The sequence below is a fragment of the Microbulbifer variabilis ATCC 700307 genome (genome assembly GCF_000380565.1).
Classification (GTDB): Bacteria; Pseudomonadota; Gammaproteobacteria; order Pseudomonadales; family Cellvibrionaceae; genus Microbulbifer; species Microbulbifer variabilis.
This window is the reverse complement of record NZ_AQYJ01000023.1, coordinates 207,669-233,704: the sequence shown is the minus strand read 5'-3', so window position 1 is coordinate 233,704 and position 26,036 is coordinate 207,669. Positions and strand designations below refer to the sequence as shown.

Genomic DNA, 26,036 nt, shown 5'->3' with positions numbered 1-26,036 from the left:
GTGTATAAATCTGTGGCTGTACTTTCCTTGAGGACAATAAGGAACTATTAAGATTTTTACTGTAACTATAAAAGTCAGCGTAAATTTTTTGCTTTAAAAAAAGCTGATAGTTGCCCACCAACCCGTTTATGTGCATGCACCAACCTTCTTTAAAATTTATACATTCCTTTTATTCATACAGAAATACTGCTAAAAAGGGGATTTTTTGTACCGATAAACTCTTTCGATATGCAGTAGTCACCTCTGATATTTAAATCATTAACTGTTGATCCTAGTGCTATCTTTCTAGAATCGCACACAATTAGTAAAGACGAGGAGAGTGAACAGTGGCGATCAGAATCCTATCTATTGATGGAGGGGGGATAAGAGGCATACTGCCTGGTCAGATATTGGTTTCTCTTGAACATAAGCTGAGAGTGAAATCAGGCAATCCCGACGCCAGAATAGGAGATTTTTTTGATCTGGTTGCAGGAACAAGCACTGGCGCTATATTAGGCGCGGCCTATATTTGTCCAAACAAGGAGGGAAGACCCAAATTTTCAGCCCGGGAAGCGGTAAATATTTACCTTAAAGAAGGAGGTAAGGTGTTTGATACTGGAATCTGGCCTTACCTGAACAAGCTGAGACTACTTAAGGAGGAAAAATACTCTACACATGAACTGGAAAAGATATTAAAGAAGTATTTTGGTAAAACAAAGCTAAGCAAACTATTAAAACCCACCTGTTTCATTTCTTATGATATTAAAAAGCGCGAGCAAGTTATCTTTAGGCAACACTGCGCCATAATAAGAGATGAGGATTTTTTGGTAAGAGATTTACTAAGAGGCAGTACTGCCGCACCAACCTACTTTGAACCTGCACGTATTTATTCGCTGCCGCCACTTAACAAAAAATATATCCTGGTAGACGGCGGTATGGTAGCCAGTGACCCTGCATTATGCGCCTACTCAGAGGCCATTAAGTTTAGCGGTGTGGGTGGTATTAAGGATATGATTATTGTATCTCTTGGCACTGGTAAACAGCTAATAAGCTACAAATACAAAGAAGTCAAAAATTGGGGCATTTTTAACTGGGCGAGACCAGCGATAGATATCGCACTGAGTGGCGGAGCCCAAATGACGCATTATTATCTGAAACAAATTTCATCTACTGTAGAAAATACAAAGTACTTCCGAATTCAGCCAGATCTATATGATGCTAATCCCGCATTGGATGATGCATCCCCCAAAAACTTGAAAGAATTGAAGAGGTCTGGTGAAAGAAATGCAAAGCACTATGATAAATTACTGGATGACATTACTCGGACATTGCTGAACACACAAGATATTCATCAATATAAGCAAGGATACTGATACCTATCAACACAAAATTAGCTAAGCCAATAAGTAATCATTCAAGTACTCTATCAAATAGAGACCAAGCGTTAACAACCTTTTCATGGACTTTACCACTGCTCAAAACATACCAACTCTGTGCTTGAGGCTTCATTGCCAAATTTTCATTGAAATCATACCCGAAACAATCAGCAGCAACACCAAGTTTTTTGGTAACCCTATATAATTTTCGGCTCAAGCCTCACATAAAATAATATTTATTAATTTTTCTACTCGATCACCAGTATTGCTCTCTCCATATTCAATATGCTTTTCACTACATATAACCCTAAAGCCAGCTTCAATTAATTGAGTTCGAATGTCGCTTTCATCAAAAAGCTGAAACCCAAACGGTGTGAATGACAAACTCTGCATAAAAGACTTATCACCAAAAGCTAAACAAAATTTTCCTTCAGGTACCAGTACTCTGCGTATTTCAGATAAATGTTTTTTGAGAGATTCCCAAAAGTAGACGGTGTGGACAGTAATCGCCTTCTCGAATTGGCTGTCGGCAAACGGCAACCTCTCCGAGGTTCCAACTTTAAAGTCCATTTGTCCCGATTCAATGTGTTTAGAATTGAGAGTTTTCGCGCTCGCAACCATTTCACTGGACCAATCGATTCCCGTATAGCGAATACTGGAGCCTTTACGGAGCACATCTACTGCAAACTTGCCATTGCCGGGCCCAATCTCAAGAATATGATCATGATCTACCACATTAAGCAATTCTAGTGCAGCCAGGTTCGTTGCTTTATTAGCCTTGTTCATCTGCAGTGCAGTATCTGAAGCTAAAGCACCAGATGGCTTCCTTAGCTGTTCCGCGACCAGTTTAGGATCTTTAGACATTTATTCTCCATTTAGTACCAATTGTAGAGCACATAAATAGCACTTATGTACTTACAAACTGCAATTAATTTAGAAATTAACAGCAGTTTTTCGATTACTTTTTACATCGCCGCTTAGCGTCCAAACAATTTTTTTGACCTGTTATTGCGTTGTTCACATAACTCACCATCAAATTTCTCTAAACATGATCCAAGCAACAATATACGAGCCCAGGTCAAATCAAAGTGTAAAAGCAGCTAATCTTACGTAACTTCAATAGATCAAGCTTAAGCCAAATCATTTGGTGGATCAATTAGGTAAATATAACTCTATATCAAATGAAGTACTTCAAGTATTACCCTAATATCTTCCAAGATTATCTTGCTGCACTATAGTCCTGAAAAAGTAAGTGCGATATATAAATATGTAACTTCGAATGGATACAGCCAATACCCATCCAAATTCTCAAAAACCGGTAACTATCAATTAAACTACTAGATATCAGCCTAATCCTTAAAGAGAATCTGGCATGCTAAATGGCGCTATGCTTGTCTGGTTTATTTTCACGGCTATAAGTGTGGTCTTTGTCGTTTGGGATTCCATCACTAACGCGCCGACCAGCTGGGTACAACGTATGGCATGGATATTGGTGGTGGTATATACCGGTGTTGTCGGATTAATACTCTATCTTCTTACTTGTCGTCGGCCTTTCCCTGGCGCCCACGATGCTTTTACCCGGGCAACATGGAAGCAAAGCGTAAACAGTGAGATGCATTGCCTGGCTGGCGATGCAACTGGAATCGTGATTGCAGCATCAATAGTTCCTATTTTCGGACTCACTAATGGCTGGGATGCCACTATTGAATACATTGCCGGTTTTATCTGTGGGCTCTTTATTTTCCAAGCACTGATGATGCGTGGTATGTATCAGGGAAGCTATCTAAAAGCTGTACGTAAAACATTCTTCGCCGAGACTGTTTCTATGAATATGGTGATGGGAGGAATGATTCCAACTATGGTAATACTGGCTTCGCTATGGCCCGGATCAGAAGAACCCACAAATGCCACATTTTGGTTCCGAATGAGCCTTGCAACTATCGTCGGTGGAATAATCGCTTACCCTATTAACTATTACTTGGTTAAAAACCACTTGAAACATGGGTGTATGACTTTACCAGGGCGGGATGGGCCTGCACCTCATTTAGGACACTGCTCGCTTGAAAGCCATCCCACCGATAAGAACCATAAAGAACATGGTATGAAAATGCGCACCCTGCCTCTTTCAATTGCAATCACTTGGATAGCGTGCACCCTTATTTTTCTTCTATTTACAATTCTAATAACGAATCAGTTTGTACCCCTACGATTTTGATTAACAAAGACCCACATTTTTTAAAAATTTGGCTGAAAAGATATTGTTATAAGAAATGATCTCTTTCCATACATCACTTTCTCTTTTTTAATTTCGAAAGGAAAATTTTGATTCGTCAGAGACATACTTATCAATATATTCATCAGATTAGAAGTTTGATTCTTATCACTAACTCTTTCGCAAAAAAGAGTCATCGGAGAACCTCATAATCATTCAATAAGAAAAAATTAGACAGAGCTACATCTTGTTGATTTATGGTAGTATCAAAGGAAAGTAGTTACCAAAATAAGCCTTTTGATTGGCTTTTAGTCAATTCATTTTATGGCAATAGTAATAGAGTAGTAACAAGAAGTGTTCAACTTCTTACGATTGGCCAGGGATAGAGGCTGTCAACCATGAGTAAGCGCTTACTTAATCTTGATACCCTACGTGGACTGGCAGCCCTTTTGGTTGTTTGGCAGCATAGTAGCGAAGTATTCATTCAAATACCTAATATTGCCCTGCATGGGACAGACCTCGCTAATTTTATTAGCCAGTTGGATTTTGGCAGAATAGGTGTTCTCTGCTTCTTTTTGTTATCTGGCTATGTAATTCCTCATAGTCTGCTTGAAGCGAATCGCCCTCTAAAGTGCTTTGCTATACGACGCTTCTTTCGACTTTACCCTACGTACTGGGTTTCTCTCATTATCGCAGTTAGCTTTACATGGTTATTTACTGGTCACATTTTCTCGCCAGTAGCCATCTTGGCAAATACCACTATGCTGCAAGGACTCCTGGGCTTTGAAAATGTGCAGAAGTTATACTGGACCCTTACTGCAGAGCTTATTTTCTACTTACTATGTGCAATGATGTTTGCCCTTAAACTACTAGGGAATCCAAAGAACCTTTTATTGCTTTGTTGGGCGACGCTGTCTTTATTTATCTGTCTACAGCTTTTCGAACACTCACCAGCTTTACAGCTACAACTACCGGTAACAATCACTTATATCCCTTATGGTATAGCCGTAATGTTCTGTGGAGCCTTACTCCGTTACTGTTTTGAGACCAAGAGGTTTCATCGCTATGCTGTATTGGCTATAGCTTCAACGTTCTCTATCCCTATACTGGTGCTAAGCTTGCACCTTTTCGGTAATTCCATTAGTAGTGAGCCCGTTCGCTTTGGACTGTCGCACCTGATTGCTCTGGGTATTTTCCTCTCAGTAATATCATTACCTTTAAATTCCATACGACATTTCGCCACCCTGGGAACAATCAGCTATTCCATTTATTTATTTCACTTATGCATGATATACGTGATGAAATGGTCTATATCCCAGCCTTGGGGCCAAGCTTTTTCAGGCTTCCCTTTATCCGTTTATCTGTCTGTAACAACATTGGCCAGTATAGCGCTGGCAACCTTGATTTACTGGCTTATTGAAAGGCCATTTGTCAAGTTGGGGCGCTCTTTAAGTACCAGTGCTCAAGATGCGGAGAGTGCCCAACAACAAGAAAGTGAGAAGGTTGCCATAAGAACGTAACCCATTCACCAATACTCTGAAAAACCGTATATTTAGTGAAGGCCCATACAACTGTGCCCCTTCACTGGAGTTGAAACTGGTCTAGCTTCTATAAGGGCCTATATAGGGGCCTACGAGATAAATCGGTAGACCCCAATTTCACATCGATTGATAACTTTTTGTAAAATTAGCTAGCCCAAAGCAGGCTTGCCGCAATCGACCACATCATAATACCCACCAGAACATCCAGTACACGCCAGGTCTTCGGATTCTTAAACAGCGGTTGCATCATACTGCCACCTACTGATAACAGCGCGAACCAGAGTACCGAGGCACTGCAGGCACCAATCACGAAGAACAGAGTACCTTCCCCGGCATACTGGGCACCGACCGACCCGATCAGCACTACGGTATCCACATAGGCATGGGGGTTTAGCAAGGTCAGAGCTACCGCGGTGATCAGAGCCGAGCGTCTCGATTTAACCCATTCCTTCTTGTCCTCAAGCCCTTTATTGGTTAAAGCGGAGCGAAATGCCATAGCGCCGTAGCCAACCAGGAAGGCCACTCCCAACCAGGTCAACCAGACCATCCAGTTGCCTTCCGCTTGGGCCAGGTGTGATACGAGGTAAACACCACAGGTGATCAGAACAATGTCCATCAAGACGCACAGCGCGGCGATACTGTAGTGATACTGGCGACGAATACTCTGCGTTAGTAGATACGCATTCTGCGCGCCAATCGCCATGATCAAACTGATAGTGGTGATAAAGCCCTTTGTCATAGGGGCCAGTAACAAACCCGAAACCACGGTGCCTCCTGTAGCTATTGAGTCTTGTCCGCGGGCCTGCGGACCTGGGAAGTGGCGAGAGATTAAGAGGGGCGCTAGAATAAGTAAATTTAATTATTTTGAGACATCATAAGAAAATCTTATGCTAGATCTAAAGCAACTACAGGCGTTCGCCTTTGTGGTGGAGGAGCAGAGCTTTGACAAGGCCGCATCACTGCTTCATGTAAGCCAATCTGCGGTGTCCCAGCGTATCAAAGCCCTGGAGGGACAGGTTGGTCAGGCCCTGCTGATCAGGTCTACCCCCCTACGTCCAACGGAAGCCGGCCTGAAAGTAATGGGCTACTACCAACAGATGAACCTGCTGCAACATGAGCTGCTGGAGGATATCGATCCAGAGGGTAGCAAGACCCGCTATAGCAACCAAAACAAGGTGCGCATTGCCCTCAATTCGGACAGTCTGGATACCTGGTTTTTAAAAGCCATCACACCCTTGATCCGCTCACAGCACCTGCTCGTAGACCTGAAGGTAGATGACCAGGATGCCACCCATGAATTACTGAAGAACGGTGAAGTTATCGGCTGTGTTAGTTCTGTAACCAGTAATCTGCAGGGATGCCAGTCCCTGCTACTGGGACATATGGCCTACTACCCGGTATGCACTCAGGCCTTCAAGGAGCAGTACTTCTCCGATCCGGTAGATGTGGATGAATTTCGCTATGCTCCTGCCGTCGAGTTCAATTACAAAGACCAGTTACAGAGCCGTTATCTTAAGCAGTTTTGGGGAATTGAGGCAGGACAGTATCCCTCACACGAAATCCCATCCTCAAAGGGCTTTCTCAACTTCCTGACTTTAGGACTTGGATGGGGAATGGCACCGGATATTCAAGTTGCCGATTTACTGAAAAGGGGCACCCTGATAAAGCTCACCCCAGATCAACATCTGAAAATTCCGCTGTACTGGCATGTATGGAATCTAAAATCCTCTCTGATCAAGCAAATTACCAATACCCTTGCAAAGTTTGCTCACAAGGCCCTGCACCAGTGAGAGACCGGTGCCGGGCTTTATCGAGGTAACTATCATCAATACTATGGCCTTTAGTCAGCTCTAGGGGGAATACAATTGGTGAGAAACAACGTACAAGTGAAAATTTAGCTGTCGCTAATCCTTACCTTACCACCTGCTTCAAAACACCTAGGTAATTATCGGCCAACTTAACATCATCGTAATAACCGCGCTCCTTCAGCAATTTATGCAGCGCTTTGAGGTTATATGTGGGGACCGCCATAAATGCATGATGTTCACAGTGGTAACTCAGACCATCAGTGGGGCTAACAAACAGTAATCCCAAGATACCCCTTGGAACCGAACGTGTATTATATTTAGGTTCCAGATGGTAGAGGTCTTTAACACCTGCGTGTTCGGCGATCTGGCGCATCCGTATAATAGCCATATATACGGTGAGGTAGGCTATAACCCATAATATATAAAGCTGTGGAAAGCCAAAAGCCCATAACATCGAAAACATAACACCGTTAACAAATAAACCACGTGTTAACTGAAAATTAATCCGCTTTTTTCTGCTTAATAGATCTCGTCCACTTAGAAATAAGTATAAATTAGCCTTTAAACCAGTAATCCCCAAAAAATCCCTGGTAAACTTTCTCACCAAGCTCAATTTGGTCACGGGGTAATCTTTATAGTTCTGTAGATCTGGATCTTGATCTGTCCCTGCTCTCCGGTGATGAAGCATGTGGCTTTTTATATAAGTTTCACCATCCATCAATAAAAATGGTGAAGACAACCATTTGGCAACAAATTTATTATAGGAGCGAGTTGCGAAAAGTGTTTTGTGACCCGCTTCATGCATAATAGCCGCCAAAGCTTGCTGCCGCCCCGCTAGTAAGAATACTGCAATAATGTAAGTTGACCAGTGTGGCAGTAGTGCTGCCACGACGAAAATACCTATTATTCCGAGCCAAGTGCTGACTACCACCCACCAGGCTTTGGCATCACTGCGCTCCAGAAATGGCTTTACCTCTTCTTTACTCACAGGAATATTCATCGCGGGGTACCTTTTTTGATTATGTGTCAACACCTAATTTCTGCAGTTGCTCCAGCCAAATATTGCGGCCTACACGATCATATTTACGTACAATTTTCTTTAGTTGCTGATACTTCTTTTGTGGCCTAATAACTTTTGGTAGTAAAGGATCGACCGCTAAACGGTGGATCGCCTCACCACCCAAGCGACATGTTTCATACAACGAAGCACTAACAGACTTTGCTGCCAGGGATGTAAGGCTGCTTTCAAGCGAATGTATAAGAGCATCATATTCACTATCGAGCCGTTCGATATCCCATAAGTGGTGCGCCCAGTGACTAACTAATATGTCCGGTACGTCCTGCAACACAAAGCAATGAGCACTCTCTTCGAGACCAAGCCTTATCAGGGTTACGGTCAATTCCGCATGATTGATGATTAAATTGTTCGGGCGCACCCATAGGTGATCTAGACCAGCGGCAAAGCCATACCATTCAAGTACCAGTATTGATTTTGCGCGGACCGCACGCGATACACCTTTGGGCAAATGGCAGGCGAGCCAGCGATAATCCCAATTATCATAGTGAAAGGTATTTTGCTGCCAACGGTTAATAAAAGCACGTTTGGCCAGAGCCTTTTCCGTTAAACGGTACATGCCTCGCCCATTCTGAGTAATCAGACCGGCACCGACCAATCTATTTAATGTTACCCGCAGATTATTGATAGAAATATCAAATGCATCAGATATATAACCCAGCTGGCTAGTCGCCAGCTCATGTCGTTTATTAACACCCATTAGATCCAACAGAACATTTTTTGGAGTGGGCTCATAAGTAAACTGATACATAGTGAATATTACGACAATAGTCCCTATTTATTTTTTTGTGTAATATTACAGAGAAAACCCAATCATACAATATTGTGTAATATGCATCTTAGAAAAAAGTCACTTAATTCAACCTCAATTTAATGTATCTCTACTGTGCCTATTGTTTGGTATGTATCGAGTAGTGTCATCCATTTTCATTTAGAAACTGAACCACTAAGAGTACACCCATAAGTAGATGCAATCGCCATTCCCTAAAGGGCTTGAAAACCCGGTTTATAAGCGCACTTTCTCAATAGAAAACTACCAAGCCCTAAGCAAAAATGGCCTGATTGACATAAACATTATTTAGAAGTGACTCAATTACTTCCAATATCTTCATGCTAACAATGCTTTAATTTTCTGCTTAGATCACTCCATACGTGAGTACAAATTTTTTAGCAATAGGAATGAAAAGCATACAAAATATACTTTCAAATAAGAAAATCCACTGCTGGAGATTAGAAAAAGAGTGTAGCCACCATGATAACTACTCAATGTAGTTATCATGGCCGTGGCTTAGTAGCTACCAACGCCTAAAGATAAGTGGATAAAAAATATTCTAAAACTAAAGCACATCATCTAAGTGCTGTAAAAAGGGTACTATTGTTTGATTCCTCACGTCCTGACTCATGTCCCGACCGATAGTAGTATGATCCAAATTTACCCATCTCTGTGAATACCACCCCAAGTCAGTATCTTGAGCTGTATAAGCAAAAGAGTGAACCCCAGATAATTCAATGACCTCAGCCCCGCCAGTCAATTGCCGAAGGTATAAATTATCTTTATAAGGAAATTGTGTATGGAGATCAGTATAATAGCTTAAGTAACTAGAATTCATGGGATTACGATAAAATGAAGAAGTTAATCCCAACTCATTTTGAGTCCATTTACAAACACCATCAAAACTGTGGACAACAGTTCGGATATTACGAAAATCTGGATCAGCTCGCATAGCTTTCGCCAGTCTCATCACGAGACAACCACCACGAGAAGAACCCGCCAAGTAAATAGTCTCAAGATTGGAGGCATAAGCCTTTGACTTTAGCCAACTGAGGTATGCCCTTTCTATACGAGACTTCTCATTACTACTAATCATCTGATTAAATTGCGTATCAAAAGCAATCGCCAAAAAGGTCTCATCTGTTGGGAAATGCTCTGAATCTAGCAACTGCCGAGCAAGTGAGCGGCCATCTATGCTGCGAGAGCAAGATTTTTTTAATACCCCACAGTCTTTTTTATAGCCAGCTCTCTGGCCTGTCACAGAACTTTCCGCACCATTTCCTGGAGGCTGTTGTCCCGCAGCAATAAATACCAAGTTTTTTACATTATTACGTACTGGGTCTTGCACTCTAGCAATCTGAGTATGAAGCTGTCGACTATTACTGACGCCCTCTACCTCCCAGGCGCGATACTCAGATAGAGTGTCTTGGTTTAGGCACCAAAATTCCTGGCAATACCGAACCCGCTCCAAATTCACCGAAAAATCCGATTTTGGTTCAAAAGCTTGAGCGTGGGCAGAATTAAAAGCAATCGACAACCAAAATAAACTTTTTATTATTTGAAAATTCATTATTCACCAACAGTGTACTTTAGAAACCCAATAATTCATGAGGCCCAAAACCTCATACAGCCTTATTTCCAGCCTTTAGCAATGAAATAGTCGCGATTGAATGACGATACTATCCCAGCCGAAAGAGCCATCCATGGCTCTCACTGCAACAGTTACTACTCAACGGTTTCTGGATTATTTATATTCTCTGCATCAGATTCAGGTACATCAATATGCCGAAAAACTATTCTATCCACCTTAAATTTCTGCGAACGACCTGACATCACCAGTTTATACGTTTCGCCTGCTTTTAGCTTATAAACAGCAACACGTTTATTGTCATGACCGCCTGGATCTAAATGATTGCCAGATTCCCAGACAAATTTATTGTGTTCTCCACCAAAGAACTTTGTATCTTTTTTCAATAGCTCCAGAGGCGCATCTTTACCATGACTATTCCCGGCATTAGGTCCCGCTTCATAATCCCCTTCAAGTCGAAAGTAAGCGTCATTTGCCAGGTCTGTACGGAATTCACCTTCATACACTAAGTTTTCTTTTGCAGCGTGCAGATGTAAATAATACAAACCACTTCTTGTAATATTGAAAGTATATTCTAGGGGAGATTTAGGTGGACCATTTAGTGGTGTATTGCCATTAAATTCAAGATAACCGCTCCCTGCATGGCCGCCAATATCATTTTTCTTGATCCATTCATCTAGATTTGAGTAGGTATTTTCAGCCTCCATAATTACCAGACCATTTTGTTCTGTGTAGTCACCTTCAGGTTGATCTGGATTTAACTTATCAAAATTCCAAATCGGACCGATATGACCACATCCTTCTTTACCTATATCCACACGGCCAGGACAGTAGTTTTCATCACCAGCATCATTTGCCGGGCCGTTACCGCACTGAATATCATTGTACTTGGGACGGCCAGCCGATCCTGGACCCGGGCCAATTAGGTCACAAGCTTCTTTAACCGTCATTGTTCCATGGTCGGTCGAAACCATAATATCGGCAACATTGTGGTCAAAATTTGACTCACAAAAACATTGATCACCAATAGAGTAGCTATCCATCCAACTAGTTTGAGGTTCGAGTAAAACATCATCAGGGTTAATTGGTATAACTTTTACAATATCCGGATGAACATTACTGTTTATACCTTCCGCTTTGATTACTACTGCCCAGTCATGATTAGCTTTTGTTGGGGCAGTGCCAATATTATGAGTACCCATTCCGTCAAGTTGATTACCCGGAGTCAACTGGCCGCTTCTTGGATTGAACCAGTAAACCTTATAGGTATCCTCATTTGGAATCTCAATATTTGTCGTACCACCTTCTCGCAAGTAAATTAAATAGACATTACCGCTATCTGAAAGTACCCAATCGTTATTGGTTGAAGTTACTTCATTATCCACATTTAAACTGTGTAAATTAACTTCAAGTTGGTTTTGCATAATATCGTTAAAAAATTTAACGAAGTGGCCTGTTTGCTCCCAATGGTTATCAAACTCTCTCAGGTTCTCTACTGCTAAGTCATAGGCGTGACCAGAATTAGGATTTTTTAAGTACCACTCAAATCCTGCACCGCCTCCCATAACACTGCCCCACATCCAATTGACCCTCTGAACTTGGGTAACCTCAGAATAGGGTACAGGCGCTTGCCCGCCGGAAGCTTCAGTGAAGGTAACATACCAAAGATGGTTATTATTCTGGGATTCAGTCAGCCACTTTCTACTCATCTGATAAGGGGCGTTGCGATGGTTCGCATCGCTAGGAATATTATCAATCTGAATGCTCGGTCCATCAAAATTACTATTTCCCAACAATGGTCGATAGTGCTGATCCCATTGGCCACCATAAGTATGGAGTAGAGTGGGATGATCGTAGGGATCCACGTCTTTTAAGTATTGAGCGATTGCCTTGTGTTGCTCTTGACTAAGAGTTGTCTCCTCACCCATATTCCATTGAAGCGCCGGGTGATGACCAAAGCGGGAAATCATCTCCCGATAATATAATTTGCGTTCAAGCCCTAAGTTACCGTTATTCAGGATTTTATTATTCTCTGTTTCCTGTGTCATAAAATGAATCAACATGCCCTTACTGGTCATGTGATCCATTACGACCTCCCACTGGTCTAATTTACTGACATCAAAAGCCCGATGGTTAGCATCGTATACTGTCCAAGGGTGGGCATCGCAGCCATCACCACTTTCGGTATTTGCCATGATATAAATTGCATTGACATTTTTTTCGGCTATATAGTTAACCAAACCAATAAGGCTTTTTCCTTTACCATCTTTCCAGGTGGGATCTCCATTATTCCAATCACCAAGGTGGGGCTCAAAACTGTGTAATATGCCTTTGCAGGAATTTACGTTGTAGTGTTTTTCTGTATTATCAAAGCCTGAATAACCAAAAATGTTTTCAGGACTATCCATTCCACCTTCTATATATACCGACTTATCCCCCAAATGCTGTAAGTAGCGGGTTCCTTTTTTATGTACCAGTAACCCCTTACTCCTCATATCAAGCTCAGGCGCCGTGGATTGCAATACCGGGAAATAACCATTTTCACCATCAAATGAAATAGGATTGCCTGCATTTGTATCTAGATTAACTGCAACTTGGCTCCCTTGTCTCATAGATACATCGAAGAACCATTTACCTGAAGTTGGCGGTGAAAAGTAGGCACGCCATTTTGTTCCTTCAGTAGCACCCGTATTTGCTGAATTGCCATCAGCAGCGAAATGACCAGGCACTGTGTAAGACAAGTCACCTTGTGTAAATGTCACGTTATATCGATAATCGGTAAACGTAGCATCATTATTTTCAGATGCGTACAAATCATCACAAGTAATCGTTATACGGTGCCACTTTTCCAGCGTACCGGAAACAGTACAATGTTCACTATGGCCAATATCATCCGGGTCGACTGGCCCCGGAGGATCCGTCGGATCTGGGTCCGGATCTGTCGGGTCGGTTCCATCGTTCTGCTTTACAGTAAATGTAATTGAGGCACTGGTTCCGGCAGAACCTGCCCCATCATCCTGGGAGTAAGGTGTAGCGGTAAGGGTGTAAGTTCCAACTAAGGGGGTCCAATGATTGAAATCACCCTGATCATCACCAAATAGAGCATATGGCGAGACGTTTTCAATCATATTGTGTGTCTGAGCCCCTGTTAACTCAAATACCACACTCTCTGCCTGATCACTATTTGCTCTAATATTTAATTGACTTCCAACCTGACTTAGATATATGTCTGTACCATCGGTTAGTGAAACAATATCCGAGTTGCCCTGTGAATTGACCAAGGTGAAAGACGATATTACTAATCCGTTTCCAGGGTTAGGTATATCAGAATTTGCCGGAGGGGGCGTGGTCTCATCGTCGGATTCGCCTGATGACGAACCGCCACCACAACCAGCTAATGCGGCGCTAATCAGAAGTGCCAGAGGCAAGCTACTGTTATTCATTTCTAGTATTCTCTACTTTAGAAGCAAACAATTATTTACTAATTACAGAATTTAATGGGCATATAGAAATCGGCTGCAACATGCAGCACTGGCCAGATACTAAATCGCACAGATACATATCGACCGTGAATTCAGTCACATGCAGTCAGGACTAGTTCCACAGCTTATAGATTGACGAAAAAGAGTAATTTTTTTCGTATTTTCTAGTAAGGAAATTTTGAACTACCTCTATTTTAATAATATCCGGATTACCCCTACTGAAACCCTAAAGAGATTAAAAAGTCGACAAAAAACTCTGAATAGAACTAATGACTCAACTAGTTTCGACAAGCCAAAATGGTAAAAAAAAGATAAAAAATATTATTAGGCCGTTAGGTTATCTCTATTACACAGAAAACACCCAAGATAAGTATTCGAAAGCTATAATCTTCCACTTAGATATCCAGAATATACTTACTTACCAGCTTAATATAAGAAAATTTAATTTTGTTATTGAGATATCACTTACATCAGGACTAATTCAAACAGATAAAACTTAGCTATAGACTTATATTATCGATCTAAAAATGAAGTGATCCATCTAGGAACATTCAGATGCCAAATAGAGATAATAAATACTAACAAATCCCTGGACGGTGCTATGTTTCACTTAAAATATAAGCTCACTGAAAAAGCTATCCGTTTCGACAGCGATGGTGACATATCCCGATAATTCAGAGTTTCGGATATCATTAAAAGCTTTTGAGTGATATTCTAATAGAGAAGCTATTCCCATGCTTCGGAAATATAAGAATACCCTTTGTTAGTTACATCTCCGCTGATGAGACAAATTGAGACATCAATTGTTCCCTAATAATCACCAAAACTGGGAACATTCCCACCAGTACAGCAAAAGGTTATCACTCGTAAGCCGAGAAAGAACCTTGTCTGTTTAATCCAAATTACTGGTCAAAAAAATGGTTCAATTTCACACTTTAAGTGTTAAATTCATACTACAATAGCATTACTTTATACATTGGCTTAAGAAACTCACAAAAACAATCTATTTATCATTTAATGACTGGTTCAATAGATTATTAGCAGTACAAAAATTCAGTATGACTACCAACATCCAGGAACTTTATGCTTCTGAGCCAACAGGGTTGGCAACATCCACTTATCGTCACGTGCAATACTGGCAAAACTTAGGGTTTCCAAGAGATAAGTTAAAGAATATATATGATGATCATTACTCTAAGTTACAGAACCTACAACATCGTGTACCAGTAAGGTTGACCGGGCAAGCACTTCAAGAAGTATCCAACTACTTCAGTGATAACACCATAGCGTTTCGTACCGGCCTAGATGTATCAATTTCCAGCATTCAGGCATTTGCGCATGTCTTAATGGCTTGCCCTACCGTTCGCCATCTTGTTAGCCTTGGCACGCAATTCCAGCAACTTGGCACGCAAGGCTATCAGGGATTATTCAGTGAGGGGGCTGAGCGCTCCAGCTTTGATATTTTAATTCCCAGCTTTTCACCATTCACCACACAACAAGTCGAATTGAATATTGGAATCATCTTCAAACTAATTTCAGATATTGTTGTCGATTATGAAAGCTGCCACCCGGTCATCCACTTCACTCATCATAATTCCGAATTGATGAACAATGCAGCATCATTGATTAATGTTCCCATTGAATTTGGACATCACAAAAACTGCATCAGTTTTGACAACTCTATACTTGATAAACAATTATGCAGTCCAGGGAAACCCTCCCTTGACTTCAATAAACTGGCTGCCAAAAAACAGCTCCAGAAGATGAAATCAGATGAGTCTCTACCTAATCGATGCAAAGATATTATCAAAGATTACTTACCTGAGGGTGCGGCCAGTCTGGATTTTTTGGCAGATATACTACAAGTTAATAAGCGCTCCTTGCAGATTCGTCTAAATGCACAAAATACTTCTTTCAGGCGTATACTGGATTTAGCTCGGAGGGAGAAGTTGAATTCACTGGATATCCAATCCATGGATAAAATGCAAATTGCAAAAGCATTGGGATTCTCAACGGTTGTTGCATATGAAGAATCCTATAAACGCTGGAGAAATACTTGATCAAATAAGTCAATGTCAAAACAAGCCAGGCAATAAGTAAATCAATATGTTTTCCACCAAGATGAGCTTATTTAAACTCTAAAGATCTGGTCGTTAATATTACAGTGAGTTCAAATACTATTAGCGAGTATATAGCTATGGCTTGGCTTATATCACTCGCTCCCTTAACAGTTTAGCTGATTGTTCTGGAGTAAACACTCCAATATTTTTCAGATAAAATTATATCATGTTAGTGTTAGCGCAGCTCCCCCACCATACATCGATCAATATCTCCCTGAGTATTTTTTAATTGCTTCAACTGTTTTTGGCTCTCAGACAGCACAATATTATTTGCTTGATATTTAGGTTTGAACTCCACCAAACGCTGGTGGGCAGTGCGATATATATTCTTCGCTTCTGCACTCATCAGAAAATCTGTCATTACACTACCAAATAACAAACGATAACTGAAAAATGCCCCTTCAAGCTGTGCTCTCTGTAGCAAAGTAGATGGCCCAGAAGAAATATTCCTAGCTCTATAGGTTGCGGGAATATCTATCTTACAGATATTTTCCACATGCTGCTTCGACTCAATTTTATATTCACAGTTGGATTTAAAATCCTGCTTTAGTCTTTCTATATTTTTCCCAAAATTCGGATCTGACTGACCATAAACAACTCTGGAAACTTCAAGAAAAATCATCATACCTCCACACATCATACAGGGCTCCAGAGTGCTATAAATCGTAGTATCAGCCAGGTAATCAGTCTCTTTACCCCTGCACTTACTACCAATACACTGCTGCACTACTCGCACTTCAGCATGTTGGGTTTTATCTCGACACAAGCCAACAGCATTGCGCTGCACTCCTAAAATTTTGTCCTGCTTATTGTCATACAGGACCGCTGCAATATTGTACCCTCGCTTTTGCTTTTCTTTTGGATCCACCCAATCCAAGTAAGCAACCGAGTATGCGAGCAACATCAATATCTCGTCTTTTTCCTGCTGGATAGGTGAATTGGGTATTAACTCAGCTTTCGCACTCAAGGCAAGCATTCCGAAAAGCAAATATGAGGTAAAACGCAACATACAATACCCGAGGCGTTCCAATTGATTAAAGCCATTCCTTGGTTAGCGCGATCACAGTTTCTATCCGCGCCGGCATCACTTTGTGGCGGCGGGTAACCAGAAACAAAGTCTCACTAATAGAGTGCTCCAAGCGATGGGGTTTAATCTGCCCGAAATTCTTAAATGCATTTACTGCATGGGCAGGCAGTACAGTAAAACCCAAGCCCATACTGACAGGTTCTAGAATCAAGCTAATTTGGTTAGAAAATCCCTTAAGAGCAAACATATCCACATGTTGAAAGTCGGGATAATTAGCGCCCAGCAACAAGCCCGCCTGATGGGCGCCATCTGGGTGGCCGATGTATCCGAGCTGTACCAATGAGTGCCAACTCAACCTCTTAACTGACGCAGGGGTCACCAAAAGTAGCTCCTCCCTCCCCACGGGCTGGCTTGCTATTTCCGTCAGCGTCGAGGGGGTGGTCATAAACCCGATATCCGCCTTGTATCCAAGTATGGATTCTTCTACGCCACTATTAGGGGCGAAGCGATAGTCTATGGTGAGTTTCGGGTATGTCTTCTGCAAATTCAGTAATTTGGGGTATAGCTTTAGCCCGACACTACCAGGAGACTGGATTCTCACTTGCCCTTCATAAGCCGGATCTTCACTAAGGCGTTGACCCAGTGTAGAGAGAGAATCGACGATATCTTGGGCTTCGATATATAACTTTTCACCCGCCTGGGTAAGGGTGAATTGCTTTCCATTCCTCTGGATCAGAGATAGCCCTAGAAAGTCCTCTAACCGACGCAAGTGCTGACTGACGCCAGACTGGGTCATGTGCAGGTGCTGCGCCGTTCTGGTAAAGCTGCCCAATTCTACCAATGCACAGAAACTGCGCAGCCACACAGGATTTATCATTACAAAAATTACTCAAAATAATCACAAATCATAATTATACGTAATGGACAATCCACAGTAACTTAGAAACGGACGTAACTTTTGGAGAACCACCAATGAAGAATGTTTATCCGAGAAATTTTTCTCACATCGGCATATCGGTGCCAGACCTTGAGGCGGCTGTTAAGTTTTACACAGAGGTCATGGGGTGGTATCTGATTATGCCGCCAACGGAAATCAATGAAGATCATAGCGCTATTGGAGAGATGTGCACCGATGTCTTTGGGGCCAAATGGGGTAGCTTTCGCATTGCCCACCTGTCGACCGGTGACCGTATCGGAGTAGAACTATTCCAGTTTCCTAACCAGGAAAACCCAAAAGATAATTTTGAATACTGGAAGACTGGTATATTCCACTTTTGCGTGCAGGACCCAAACCTTGAAGAGCTGGCTGAAAGGATAGTCGCCGCCGGTGGTAAAAAGCGCATGCCCAAGCCCAGGTATTACTATCCGGGAGAGAAACCCTATCGCATGATTTATATGGAAGACCCCTTCGGAAACATCCTGGAACTCTACAGCCATAGCTACGAGCTGATCTATAGTAGCGGTGCCTACACCTGATACTGTACATCTTAAAAGCTTGGGTTAGAAAAGGGCACCAGAGATTTTCCGGTGCCCTTTTCTATTTGGGAAGTATACTTCTAGGGCCAACTTAAGACTTTTATTTTCCGCAGGTAATCAGCAACTTCCTGGCCAAGAATGGAATGCTGGTCTTCATCGAGATGAATACCATCAATATCACTAACCTTGACTAAAGTGTTGGCATCCAGGTAGTGGGTGCCTAGCTCCCGGGATACTTTTTCCAGTTCTGCTGGAAAGTCCTTACAGCGCTGCTCAGCCCCCGCAAATTTATGGCCGATAATACCTTTGGGGTTATTGATAGCCAATGGAGCAATAATCAATATTTTAGGAATCGACATGCCGGGCTCAATGGGTGCTTGTCTGATTACTGACACCAACTTTGCCACCCCCTGAGCGGCCATCCAGGCTTTATTATCATGCGTATCCTGGAAATCATTGGTTCCCAACATCAACAGAACACACTTTAGTGGTGAGTGCATTTCTATCACTTGCGCCAGGCCATCAACCCCCTTCCGCCCCTCCCGGAACGGATCATCCCACACTGTTTTACGACCATTCAGGCAGTTTTCTATCACCCGCACGTCACAGCCTTTTTCATTCAAGTTTCGCTCAAGTACTCCAGGCCAACGCAAGTGAAAAGCCATACGCTTCCTGGTATCAGGGATGACGCCCCAGGAAACACTGTCAGAGTAAACCAATACATTTTCCATTGTTACATAACTCCATTGAGCCACTAAAAAACCTATCGGATTAATGAGCTCCTCAGCTCGAGGGTACCGCCAGGTGCGCAATACCGCGTAGGGTCAACCGAGATATTACCAATGCGGCCACACCACAAGTTGCGATGGCAGCAGTCAGAGGCTGGGGAGTTCCATCAAATACCAGACTGGTTAACACAATCGACAATGCACCCAGTAACATTTGCAGGGCTCCGCCCAACGCTGCAGCGGTGCCTGCAATAGGCCCATGCTCCTCAAGGGAAAGCACCATTGAAGTGGGGATTACCAGGCCGAGAAACACGTTGGTCGCCAGTAGCATTGCCACTAATAAAACAAACTCATCAAAACCGGCAAAAGTCACAGCGCACATCACAAGAGAACTTATGGCAAAACCGGCAGTGGCCCACTTCACCACTGCTACTGAACCAAAACGCATTCCAAGATTTGCAGCAAATTGACTTGAAACAAAAAAACCAAGGGCATTTAAAGCAAACGCCAGGCTGAACTCTGTCGGAGTAAGACCGTAAAACCCTGTATACAAAAAAGAAGCCGTGGCAAGAAAGGAAAAGAAACTGGCAATGCCCAAGCCACCTATGCAAGTCAATCCCATGTAAACCGGATCGCGTAAAAGTGTAGAAAAAGCCCCCAACATGGCACTGAACTGGAATGGAACACGATGCTTTCGCTCAAGCGTCTCCGGTAAACTGCTTACAGCCAAAAGTAGACTGGCGAGGGTTAACAGGGCAATCAGGATAAAAACACTGCGCCAGCCAAAGGGTACTATTAAGATACTGCCAATCAGCGGCGCCAGCATCGGGGAGATAGAAATTACCAGCATTACGGTAGTCATCAAGCGGGTCGCACGGGCACCGGTATAATGATCACGTATAACCGCTCGTGGAATAGACATTACTGAAGCAGCACCTACTCCCTGCAAAAAGCGCAAAGCTATTAGCGATTCAATGGTCGGGGCCACAGCGCAGCCAACTGATGCAAGGGTAAAAAGAAGTAGCCCGAAGTACAGGGGGGGCTTGCGCCCAAACATATCCGAAGCCGGCCCATAAATAAGCTGGCAAACTCCAAAAGCAATGAAATAAGACATCAGGGTGTACTGTGCTGCCTCAATAGGGGCGCCAAAACTTGTTGCAATATCCGGCAATGCCGGCAAATACATATCGATAGCGACTGGGCCAACGCAGCTCAATAGCCCAAGAATCAGCGCCATCTTAATTAAATCTGACTTCATATAAATTTCCGTAGTACCTATAAAATTCTTATGTGGTATCAAACAATTATTGCCAATAGTTTTTGGCCAATATCAAATGGGTTTGCATATTCCCTTTAGCACTTTTGTTGCTCTGTTTTCATTCCAAAGCCTCCCTTGCACTTAGAGAAAAATCAATCACCCACTCAGACTAGAAAGCAACTTATTTTAGGCCTAGCACCATCCAGCTGTAACGGTGCATGTAATGCTCTGACTTTTTAGTCGATCACTAATATCCATTGAGAAAACCATTCACCACTTGATCGCCTAAATGGAAGTAAGGCTTTGCCAACACTACCAGTTTGCTTGCAGTGACTGAGGTTAACGTTATGCAGAAGCTTTCTAGTTACGGTCACTTTTCTCCCTCTGGGGGTTGGGAGTCTATGTGTACGCCGAAATTGAGAGCCCTGCTGTAGTTGTGACCAAGCCCGTCCGCTTACGGCAACCTCTATTCCCCCAACACCGCCTAAAACGGCGCCTGCCGCTTAGTCTTCGCCCCAGGCTGCAGCGCAAACCGCAGAAGATCCCTCTTTTTATAGCTCAAACTCCCTGCTGGATTATCAGCCTCCACCCAGAGGGAGGAACCGTCTATAACCTTCTGGAAACCCTCAAGTCCCAAAGACTGCGAACCGCTTTAGTCAGCGGTGTCGATGGACGCTCTGCCCTTCCCAGGTTTGAAGGTGATGAAGTCCTTTGCAATCGTACAACCCGTTGGCGCCACCTATGCGCACTTAAAAACTCTGAAGTTGGCTGCTACTTAGCCCACTTGCGCGCTATCCGTCTCGCCTACCAAACCGGTCTCAACCGGGTTTGCATCCTGGAAGATGATGTACAGTTGGAGCCGGATTTTGGCAAAATACTGGCCGAGCTTGAGCGCCTACCGGAAGAAATTGAAATGATCCGGCTGATGGGGCTTAAAGTACGCAAACGCAAGATTATCAAGACACTGAATGACGGCATTCACAAGCTGGTTCGCCCTGAACGCGGCTGGTGCGGTGCCCAAGGGTATTTGCTTAACCGTAAGGGTATGGAAAAGATCCTGGGCCATGCCAATCGTATTTTCGAGCCGATTGATAAAGTCTTTGATCACTTCTGGCAGTTTGATCTGAAACTGTATGGTGTAGAGCCTCATTTGCTTTGGGAAACAGCGCACACCTCAAGCATCGTAAAGTCGAATGTGGGACGAGCAAAAGTTGCGCGCTGGCTCTACTGGGTACATCCATTTGGCAAATTGTGGCGCAGTGTCGAGAGACATATTTATTTACTGCGGCATTACCAGGCCTTCTATCCTGCACAAAAACCGAAACAGAGGCCTGGTCGCACTGCGAGAATGAAGTTGTAATCAGTTTAAATATCCCAGACCCTTTGCATTTTCAGGAACATAAATGAAGCCGTCCATGTGATCATAACCAACCCTGTCAGCGCTTCCAGCCCTGCAGTAAAGCGCAAGTGCCCCAGGGGTTCGATATCCCCAAAGCCTAAAGAGGTATATGTGGTAAAAGAGAAGTAAGCACAGTCGAGCAGGCTGCCATTAAAATTGCCCACTAAAGTCCCAAAATAAGGCGAATTCACCATAAAGTAGTAACCGTAAGCAAACAGCCAGATTTCTGCTACATGAGCCAGGAGGGCTCCAAATACTCCAATTACTATGGCGAAATTATGCCGGACAGGCAACCAGCGCCCTAAGTGGACCAGAGCGTTGAGGACCTCATGGTGAATCAGCACGACAATTGCCACAATGATGCTGTTCACCAGGAATGCAAAAGCCAGTTCAGCGTCGACCATGAAAAAACTCGCGCACCAGTTTTCCAGCTTCCTCCGCCATCACTCCAGACTCTACGGCGATCTTATGATTGAAAAAACCTGCCTCCCCTAACTTTAACTGGCTCTCCACCACGCCCGCCCGGGGCTCGGTGGCACCGTACACTAGCCGGTTGACGCGAGCGTGAACCAGGGCACCGAAGCACATGGTACAGGGCTCTATCGTTACATAAAGTGTTGTATTGGGCAGGCGATAGTTCTGTTTACCTTCAGCAGCTCGACGCAGCGCCACTATTTCCGCATGGGCACTGGGGTCACAATTCCCGATGGGACGATTGCTGCCTTCGCCAATAATCTTGCCATCCTGAACCAGCACTGCTCCAACAGGCACCTCACCCCTCTCTGCGGCAAGTTCCGCCAATTCCAGGGCCCTGCGCATAAATGCATAGTCTTTTGGTGTTGCCATAAATCTCTTCTAGTTACTTCTATCAACCCGAGCTGCAGCCATGGGAGAAATCATTTCGCTACCCTAAGTAAAACCTACTTACGCTTGATAAAGCGGCGCACAATAAAGTCGGCTTCCAGAACCAGGCTGTCCTGTTGCTCCAATTCTGCACGGGCCTCTCGGCAGCCTTTCCAGGCAAAGGGGGTCATGGCGAGAAAATCGGTAATCGCTTCGTGCCCCTGCAACTTAAAAGGAAAGCAACAGCGCATATCCACCTCAGGGTAAAGTTCCTCAACCAATTTTGGCGCAGGGTGTTTACGTGGCTCTTTATATAGCTGGCCTTTTAGGGTCCAGAGGTGGTCCGGTCCAGGTGAAACATCCAACAGCTGCCCCCCCACTTTTAACACCCGCAGCATTTCTTCATCCGGGGCCGGCGCAAAAATGCGTAGCAAGTCATCTACGCTATTCGAGGATACCGGCAGGTTGACATTACTGGCCACAATAAACTGGGCGCCACTATCAGATTTAGCTGCCATACGCACGCCGGACTTTGAAATATCCACACCAGCCAGGGCATGACCATGCCACCCAGCGGATTCCAGTTGGCGTAAGTAATATCCCTCTCCACAGCCAATATCCAAGAGTTTACGACCTGATTTCGGTGGCAACAGCGCTGCAATTGCATCTACTAATGGGCGGTAATAACCCGCCTTGAGAAATCGGCGCCGCGCGCGCAACATCTCAGCTGAATCTCCCGGTTCCTTACGACGCTTGCGATAAACCGGTAACAAATTAACGTAACCTTCCCGTGCTCGATCAAAACTGTGCCGGTTACTGCAGTGCCAGGTTTCTTTTCCCAGCGTCAACGGCTTTGCACAGAGAGGACATTGCCAAATCATTCAACTTCCTGAACTTGAGTATTCTTCATCATTGATGGCGGCGTACGCTGCAAGATCAGATCCGCCGCCTTTTCTGCAATAGCGATCACCGGCGCATTGGTGTTGCCGCTGATCAGGGTGGGCATTATGGAGGCGTCCACAACTCTCAGTCCATCTACACCATGCACTTTTAGCTCAGCATCGACCACCGCAAGATCATCATTGCCCATCTTACAGGTTCCCACCGGGTGATAAATTGTCTCGGCATGCTGACGAATATAGTGCTTGATAGAAGCCTTGTTGGTGAGCTTTTGATCGGGCAACAACAACCGTTTCTGATAGCGCAGCAAATCTTCCTGGTTAATGATGTCCCGAGACATCTCGAAGGATTCCACCATCACCTGCATATCATCTGGTTCGCTTAGGTAATTTGGCTGGATACTCGGCAGCGCCTTGGGGTTCTCAGTATTGAGGGTGATTTCCCCACGGCTTTTAGGGCGCAATGCACATGCATGCATCGTGTAACCATACCCAGACTGTTTAGTAAGACCGTGATCAAAAGATGGCACTGCAGTGAAGTGAAACTGTATATCCGGGCAGCCATTAGCCAAGGTTGAACTGGCGAAGCCCCCAGCTTCAGCAACATTACTGGTTAATGGCCCGCGGTTCAGGAAGAACCACTCAGGCGCGCGCGTAGCGTGCTTCAGTTTCGCCCACAAGTCATTTGCAAAAGTGACTGGGGCCGAGGTTTTCACTACCTGGGAAATATCCAAATGGTCCTGGAGGTTCTTCCCTACCCCAGGCAGGTGATTCTGCAGCAGAATATCAAACTTCCGCAGTTCCTCCTGGGGGCCAATACCTGAGAGTAATAGTAGGTGCGGAGACTGAATCGCCCCAGCACAGAGTAAAACCTCCTTATTTGCCAGGATCTTTTTGCCGTTGAGCAACTCCACCCCCACTGCCCGATCGCCCTTCAACATGAGGCGCGCTACCGGGCTGCGGGTCAATACCCTTAAATTGGGACGTTTCTTGACTGGATGCAAATAGGCCGCAGCGGCAGAACAGCGGCGCCCATGACGTTGGGTTACCTGGTAAAAGCCGACTCCACTCTGCTGGCTGCCGTTAAAATCATCATTTAACCTGTGCCCGACAGATTGTGCTGCCCGCAGGAATGCCTGTCCCGACTCAGTCTTCCATTTCAGATCGTTAACTGAAAGCGGACCATAGCCACTGTGATGGGCATCGCTGCCACGCTCATTACCTTCAGACAGAAGGAAATACGGCAGCATACTACGCCAACCCCAGCCCGGGTTGCCGGCAGCTTCCCAGGCATCATAATCTTCACCATTACCGCGAATATAAACCATCGCATTAATAGAACTACTGCCACCCAGGGTGCGACCACGAGGCCAGAACAGGCGCCGTTCGTGCAGGTGCTCCTGGGGTTCTGTAAAGTGATGAAGGTTGTAACCGGTCCCGGAAAGCAGCATACCTATCCCCAGGGGCATGGAGATCAGTGGGCTGCGATCTGGAGGGCCCGCCTCCAGCAGGCAGACCCGATGTTGCTCATCAGCACTCAAACGGTTAGCCAATACACAGCCGGCAGAGCCGGCACCTACGATCACATAATCAAACACCATTTGAGTGGACATGGGACCTCAGCACCTTTGCAGCTGGATTTGTCATGACGGTACACTCAACCAGAAAGAAATTACATAGACGAAAAGGATCAAAGGTGAAGGATTACGAGTTCAGTGATAATAAAATCCTGCAAAGCTGGCACAAAAATGCTGGGGAGTGGGTGAATGTTATTGATCGAGCGGCTATTCCCAGTCGGGAGTTAATCACCAACCGCGCCATTATCGAAGCTATTTTGGCGCACAACCCTACAAATGTCCTGGATGTCGGCTGCGGCGAAGGCTGGTTGGCCCGCAACTTGGCAGCTAAAAACATTGATGTCTACGGTATTGATGCCGTAGCCGAACTCATTACAGAGGCACAGCATCGCAGCGGGAATTATCAACAATTCCTGACAACCAGCTATGAAGATCTGGACACGAAAGCCTTGGGGCAAAAGTTTGACCTAGTGGTGTGTAACTTCTCGCTGATCGGTGAATCGGCAACGGAGGTTTTTTTCCAGAAAGCTGGCAGCCTACTCAACCCTGGAGGCCACTTGCTGGTCCAGACATTACATCCTTTGATTTCTTGCGGAGAGCAGGATTACACAGATGGCTGGAGACCCGGCACCTGGGAAGGGATCGAAGGGAATTTCGAAGAGGCCGCACCCTGGTACTTCCGCACCATATCAAGCTGGGTTGATCTGTTTACCCAAAATAACCTGGCACTGCTCTCCCTGAAGGAGCCCCTCAATCCCACAACAGGACTTCCAGCCTCACTTATATTGTGCGGCCGGCGAACAACCACTTTGTAGTGCCCTGAGCAAACAAGCCAACACTTACTCTCTGTGGAAAAGTGGCATTAAAAATTCATTA

The 26,036-nt window shown here is 44.2% G+C and carries 22 protein-coding genes; 8 read left to right on the top strand and 14 right to left on the bottom strand.

From position 1 onward, the window contains the following. The first annotated feature begins 326 nt into the window (after positions 1-326). Positions 327-1,352, top strand: coding sequence for a patatin-like phospholipase family protein (locus G367_RS0106270; protein ID WP_020412261.1), 1,026 nt, complete (start codon positions 327-329; stop codon positions 1,350-1,352). A 216-nt stretch (positions 1,353-1,568) separates the two neighbouring features. On the opposite strand, the gene G367_RS0106265 is transcribed toward G367_RS0106270, so the two are convergent. Further along, positions 1,569-2,219 (bottom strand): class I SAM-dependent methyltransferase, encoded by a 651-nt coding sequence (locus tag G367_RS0106265; RefSeq protein ID WP_020412260.1) that lies wholly within the window; start codon positions 2,217-2,219, stop codon positions 1,569-1,571. Between the two features lie 508 nt (positions 2,220-2,727). On the opposite strand from G367_RS0106265, the gene G367_RS0106260 reads away from it, so the two are divergent. Continuing rightward, complete coding sequence (locus tag G367_RS0106260; protein ID WP_020412259.1) at positions 2,728-3,570, top strand: DUF4396 domain-containing protein; 843 nt, start codon at positions 2,728-2,730, stop codon at positions 3,568-3,570. 395 nt (positions 3,571-3,965) lie between these two features. Beyond that, the gene (locus G367_RS24945) at positions 3,966-5,087 is read left to right on the top strand and encodes an acyltransferase family protein (protein ID WP_020412258.1); all 1,122 of its coding nucleotides are present in this window, start codon (positions 3,966-3,968) and stop codon (positions 5,085-5,087) included. Between the two features lie 166 nt (positions 5,088-5,253). On the opposite strand, the gene G367_RS0106250 is transcribed toward G367_RS24945, so the two are convergent. Then, a complete protein-coding gene (locus tag G367_RS0106250) occupies positions 5,254-5,874 on the bottom strand; it encodes a LysE/ArgO family amino acid transporter (RefSeq protein ID WP_020412257.1) in 621 nt (206 codons plus the stop codon). A gap of 121 nt (positions 5,875-5,995) precedes the next feature. On the opposite strand from G367_RS0106250, the gene G367_RS0106245 reads away from it, so the two are divergent. Continuing rightward, a complete protein-coding gene (locus G367_RS0106245) occupies positions 5,996-6,898 on the top strand; it encodes a LysR family transcriptional regulator ArgP (protein ID WP_020412256.1) in 903 nt (300 codons plus the stop codon). Between the two features lie 121 nt (positions 6,899-7,019). On the opposite strand, the gene G367_RS0106240 is transcribed toward G367_RS0106245, so the two are convergent. The 4 genes from G367_RS0106240 to G367_RS0106225 all read right to left on the bottom strand — a co-directional run bounded on the left by G367_RS0106240 (position 7,020) and on the right by G367_RS0106225 (position 13,794). Further along, the gene (locus tag G367_RS0106240) at positions 7,020-7,916 is read right to left on the bottom strand and encodes a fatty acid desaturase family protein (RefSeq protein WP_020412255.1); all 897 of its coding nucleotides are present in this window, start codon (positions 7,914-7,916) and stop codon (positions 7,020-7,022) included. 19 nt (positions 7,917-7,935) lie between these two features. Beyond that, positions 7,936-8,742 (bottom strand): hypothetical protein, encoded by an 807-nt coding sequence (locus G367_RS0106235; protein ID WP_020412254.1) that lies wholly within the window; start codon positions 8,740-8,742, stop codon positions 7,936-7,938. A 586-nt stretch (positions 8,743-9,328) separates the two neighbouring features. Continuing rightward, a complete protein-coding gene (locus G367_RS0106230; protein WP_020412253.1) occupies positions 9,329-10,333 on the bottom strand; it encodes an alpha/beta hydrolase family protein in 1,005 nt (334 codons plus the stop codon). Positions 10,334-10,488: 155 nt separating this feature from the next. After that, the gene (locus G367_RS0106225; protein WP_020412252.1) at positions 10,489-13,794 is read right to left on the bottom strand and encodes a DUF5060 domain-containing protein; all 3,306 of its coding nucleotides are present in this window, start codon (positions 13,792-13,794) and stop codon (positions 10,489-10,491) included. A gap of 1,097 nt (positions 13,795-14,891) precedes the next feature. On the opposite strand from G367_RS0106225, the gene G367_RS0106215 reads away from it, so the two are divergent. Further along, positions 14,892-15,893 (top strand): AraC family transcriptional regulator ligand-binding domain-containing protein, encoded by a 1,002-nt coding sequence (locus G367_RS0106215; RefSeq protein WP_020412250.1) that lies wholly within the window; start codon positions 14,892-14,894, stop codon positions 15,891-15,893. Between the two features lie 235 nt (positions 15,894-16,128). Here the strand turns inward: G367_RS0106215 and G367_RS24940 are convergent, their stop codons facing one another. Next, entirely contained in the window at positions 16,129-16,920 is a 792-nt protein-coding gene (locus G367_RS24940; protein WP_169337097.1) for a nucleoside deaminase, read from the bottom strand. A 67-nt stretch (positions 16,921-16,987) separates the two neighbouring features. Then, the gene (locus tag G367_RS0106205; protein WP_020412248.1) at positions 16,988-17,857 is read right to left on the bottom strand and encodes a LysR family transcriptional regulator; all 870 of its coding nucleotides are present in this window, start codon (positions 17,855-17,857) and stop codon (positions 16,988-16,990) included. Between the two features lie 95 nt (positions 17,858-17,952). Here G367_RS0106205 and G367_RS0106200 point away from each other — a divergent pair, with 95 nt between their 5' ends. Further along, positions 17,953-18,456 carry a lactoylglutathione lyase family protein gene (locus tag G367_RS0106200; protein ID WP_020412247.1) on the top strand — a complete coding sequence of 168 codons (504 nt, stop codon included), beginning with the start codon at positions 17,953-17,955 and terminating at the stop codon, positions 18,454-18,456. Positions 18,457-18,536: 80 nt separating this feature from the next. Here G367_RS0106200 and G367_RS0106195 read toward each other — a convergent pair whose 3' ends face one another. Both G367_RS0106195 and G367_RS0106190 read right to left on the bottom strand, forming a co-directional pair. Then, positions 18,537-19,187 (bottom strand): SGNH/GDSL hydrolase family protein, encoded by a 651-nt coding sequence (locus tag G367_RS0106195; RefSeq protein ID WP_020412246.1) that lies wholly within the window; start codon positions 19,185-19,187, stop codon positions 18,537-18,539. 52 nt (positions 19,188-19,239) lie between these two features. Continuing rightward, on the bottom strand, positions 19,240-20,442 hold the full coding sequence (locus tag G367_RS0106190) for a multidrug effflux MFS transporter (RefSeq protein WP_020412245.1): 1,203 nt from the start codon (positions 20,440-20,442) through the stop codon (positions 19,240-19,242). A 403-nt stretch (positions 20,443-20,845) separates the two neighbouring features. Between G367_RS0106190 and G367_RS0106185 the strand changes: the two genes are divergently transcribed. Beyond that, entirely contained in the window at positions 20,846-21,802 is a 957-nt protein-coding gene (locus G367_RS0106185; RefSeq protein ID WP_020412244.1) for a glycosyltransferase family 25 protein, read from the top strand. Between the two features lie 5 nt (positions 21,803-21,807). Here the strand turns inward: G367_RS0106185 and G367_RS0106180 are convergent, their stop codons facing one another. The 4 genes from G367_RS0106180 to G367_RS0106165 form a co-directional block, all read right to left on the bottom strand. Beyond that, positions 21,808-22,245, bottom strand: coding sequence for an ion channel (locus G367_RS0106180; RefSeq protein ID WP_020412243.1), 438 nt, complete (start codon positions 22,243-22,245; stop codon positions 21,808-21,810). Next, positions 22,232-22,687, bottom strand: coding sequence for a tRNA adenosine(34) deaminase TadA (gene tadA, locus G367_RS0106175; protein WP_020412242.1), 456 nt, complete (start codon positions 22,685-22,687; stop codon positions 22,232-22,234). The genes G367_RS0106180 and tadA overlap by 14 nt, the downstream gene beginning before the upstream one ends. A 74-nt stretch (positions 22,688-22,761) precedes the next feature. After that, positions 22,762-23,565 (bottom strand): putative RNA methyltransferase, encoded by an 804-nt coding sequence (locus G367_RS0106170; protein WP_020412241.1) that lies wholly within the window; start codon positions 23,563-23,565, stop codon positions 22,762-22,764. Continuing rightward, complete coding sequence (locus G367_RS0106165; RefSeq protein ID WP_020412240.1) at positions 23,562-25,196, bottom strand: GMC family oxidoreductase; 1,635 nt, start codon at positions 25,194-25,196, stop codon at positions 23,562-23,564. Before G367_RS0106165 ends, G367_RS0106170 begins: the two co-directional genes overlap by 4 nt. 83 nt (positions 25,197-25,279) lie before the next feature. Between G367_RS0106165 and G367_RS0106160 the strand changes: the two genes are divergently transcribed. Then, positions 25,280-25,975, top strand: coding sequence for a class I SAM-dependent methyltransferase (locus G367_RS0106160; RefSeq protein WP_020412239.1), 696 nt, complete (start codon positions 25,280-25,282; stop codon positions 25,973-25,975). Positions 25,976-26,036: the final 61 nt, after the last annotated feature.

Bases quoted from the DNA above. Each gene is read 5' to 3' on its own strand.
- G367_RS0106265 (WP_020412260.1), bottom strand. From the start codon at position 2,219: ATGTCTAAAGATCCTAAACTGGTCGCGGAACAGCTAAGGAAGCCATCT.
- G367_RS0106260 (WP_020412259.1), top strand. From the start codon at position 2,728: ATGCTAAATGGCGCTATGCTTGTCTGGTTTATTTTCACGGCTATAAGT.
- G367_RS24945 (WP_020412258.1), top strand. From the start codon at position 3,966: ATGAGTAAGCGCTTACTTAATCTTGATACCCTACGTGGACTGGCAGCC.
- G367_RS0106245 (WP_020412256.1), top strand. From the start codon at position 5,996: ATGCTAGATCTAAAGCAACTACAGGCGTTCGCCTTTGTGGTGGAGGAG.
- G367_RS0106240 (WP_020412255.1), bottom strand. From the start codon at position 7,916: ATGAATATTCCTGTGAGTAAAGAAGAGGTAAAGCCATTTCTGGAGCGC.
- G367_RS0106235 (WP_020412254.1), bottom strand. From the start codon at position 8,742: ATGTATCAGTTTACTTATGAGCCCACTCCAAAAAATGTTCTGTTGGAT.
- G367_RS0106230 (WP_020412253.1), bottom strand. From the start codon at position 10,333: ATGAATTTTCAAATAATAAAAAGTTTATTTTGGTTGTCGATTGCTTTT.
- G367_RS0106225 (WP_020412252.1), bottom strand. From the start codon at position 13,794: ATGAATAACAGTAGCTTGCCTCTGGCACTTCTGATTAGCGCCGCATTA.
- G367_RS0106215 (WP_020412250.1), top strand. From the start codon at position 14,892: ATGACTACCAACATCCAGGAACTTTATGCTTCTGAGCCAACAGGGTTG.
- G367_RS0106205 (WP_020412248.1), bottom strand. From the start codon at position 17,857: ATGATAAATCCTGTGTGGCTGCGCAGTTTCTGTGCATTGGTAGAATTG.
- G367_RS0106200 (WP_020412247.1), top strand. From the start codon at position 17,953: ATGAAGAATGTTTATCCGAGAAATTTTTCTCACATCGGCATATCGGTG.
- G367_RS0106195 (WP_020412246.1), bottom strand. From the start codon at position 19,187: ATGGAAAATGTATTGGTTTACTCTGACAGTGTTTCCTGGGGCGTCATC.
- G367_RS0106190 (WP_020412245.1), bottom strand. From the start codon at position 20,442: ATGAAGTCAGATTTAATTAAGATGGCGCTGATTCTTGGGCTATTGAGC.
- G367_RS0106180 (WP_020412243.1), bottom strand. From the start codon at position 22,245: ATGGTCGACGCTGAACTGGCTTTTGCATTCCTGGTGAACAGCATCATT.
- tadA (WP_020412242.1), bottom strand. From the start codon at position 22,687: ATGGCAACACCAAAAGACTATGCATTTATGCGCAGGGCCCTGGAATTG.
- G367_RS0106170 (WP_020412241.1), bottom strand. From the start codon at position 23,565: ATGATTTGGCAATGTCCTCTCTGTGCAAAGCCGTTGACGCTGGGAAAA.
- G367_RS0106165 (WP_020412240.1), bottom strand. From the start codon at position 25,196: ATGTCCACTCAAATGGTGTTTGATTATGTGATCGTAGGTGCCGGCTCT.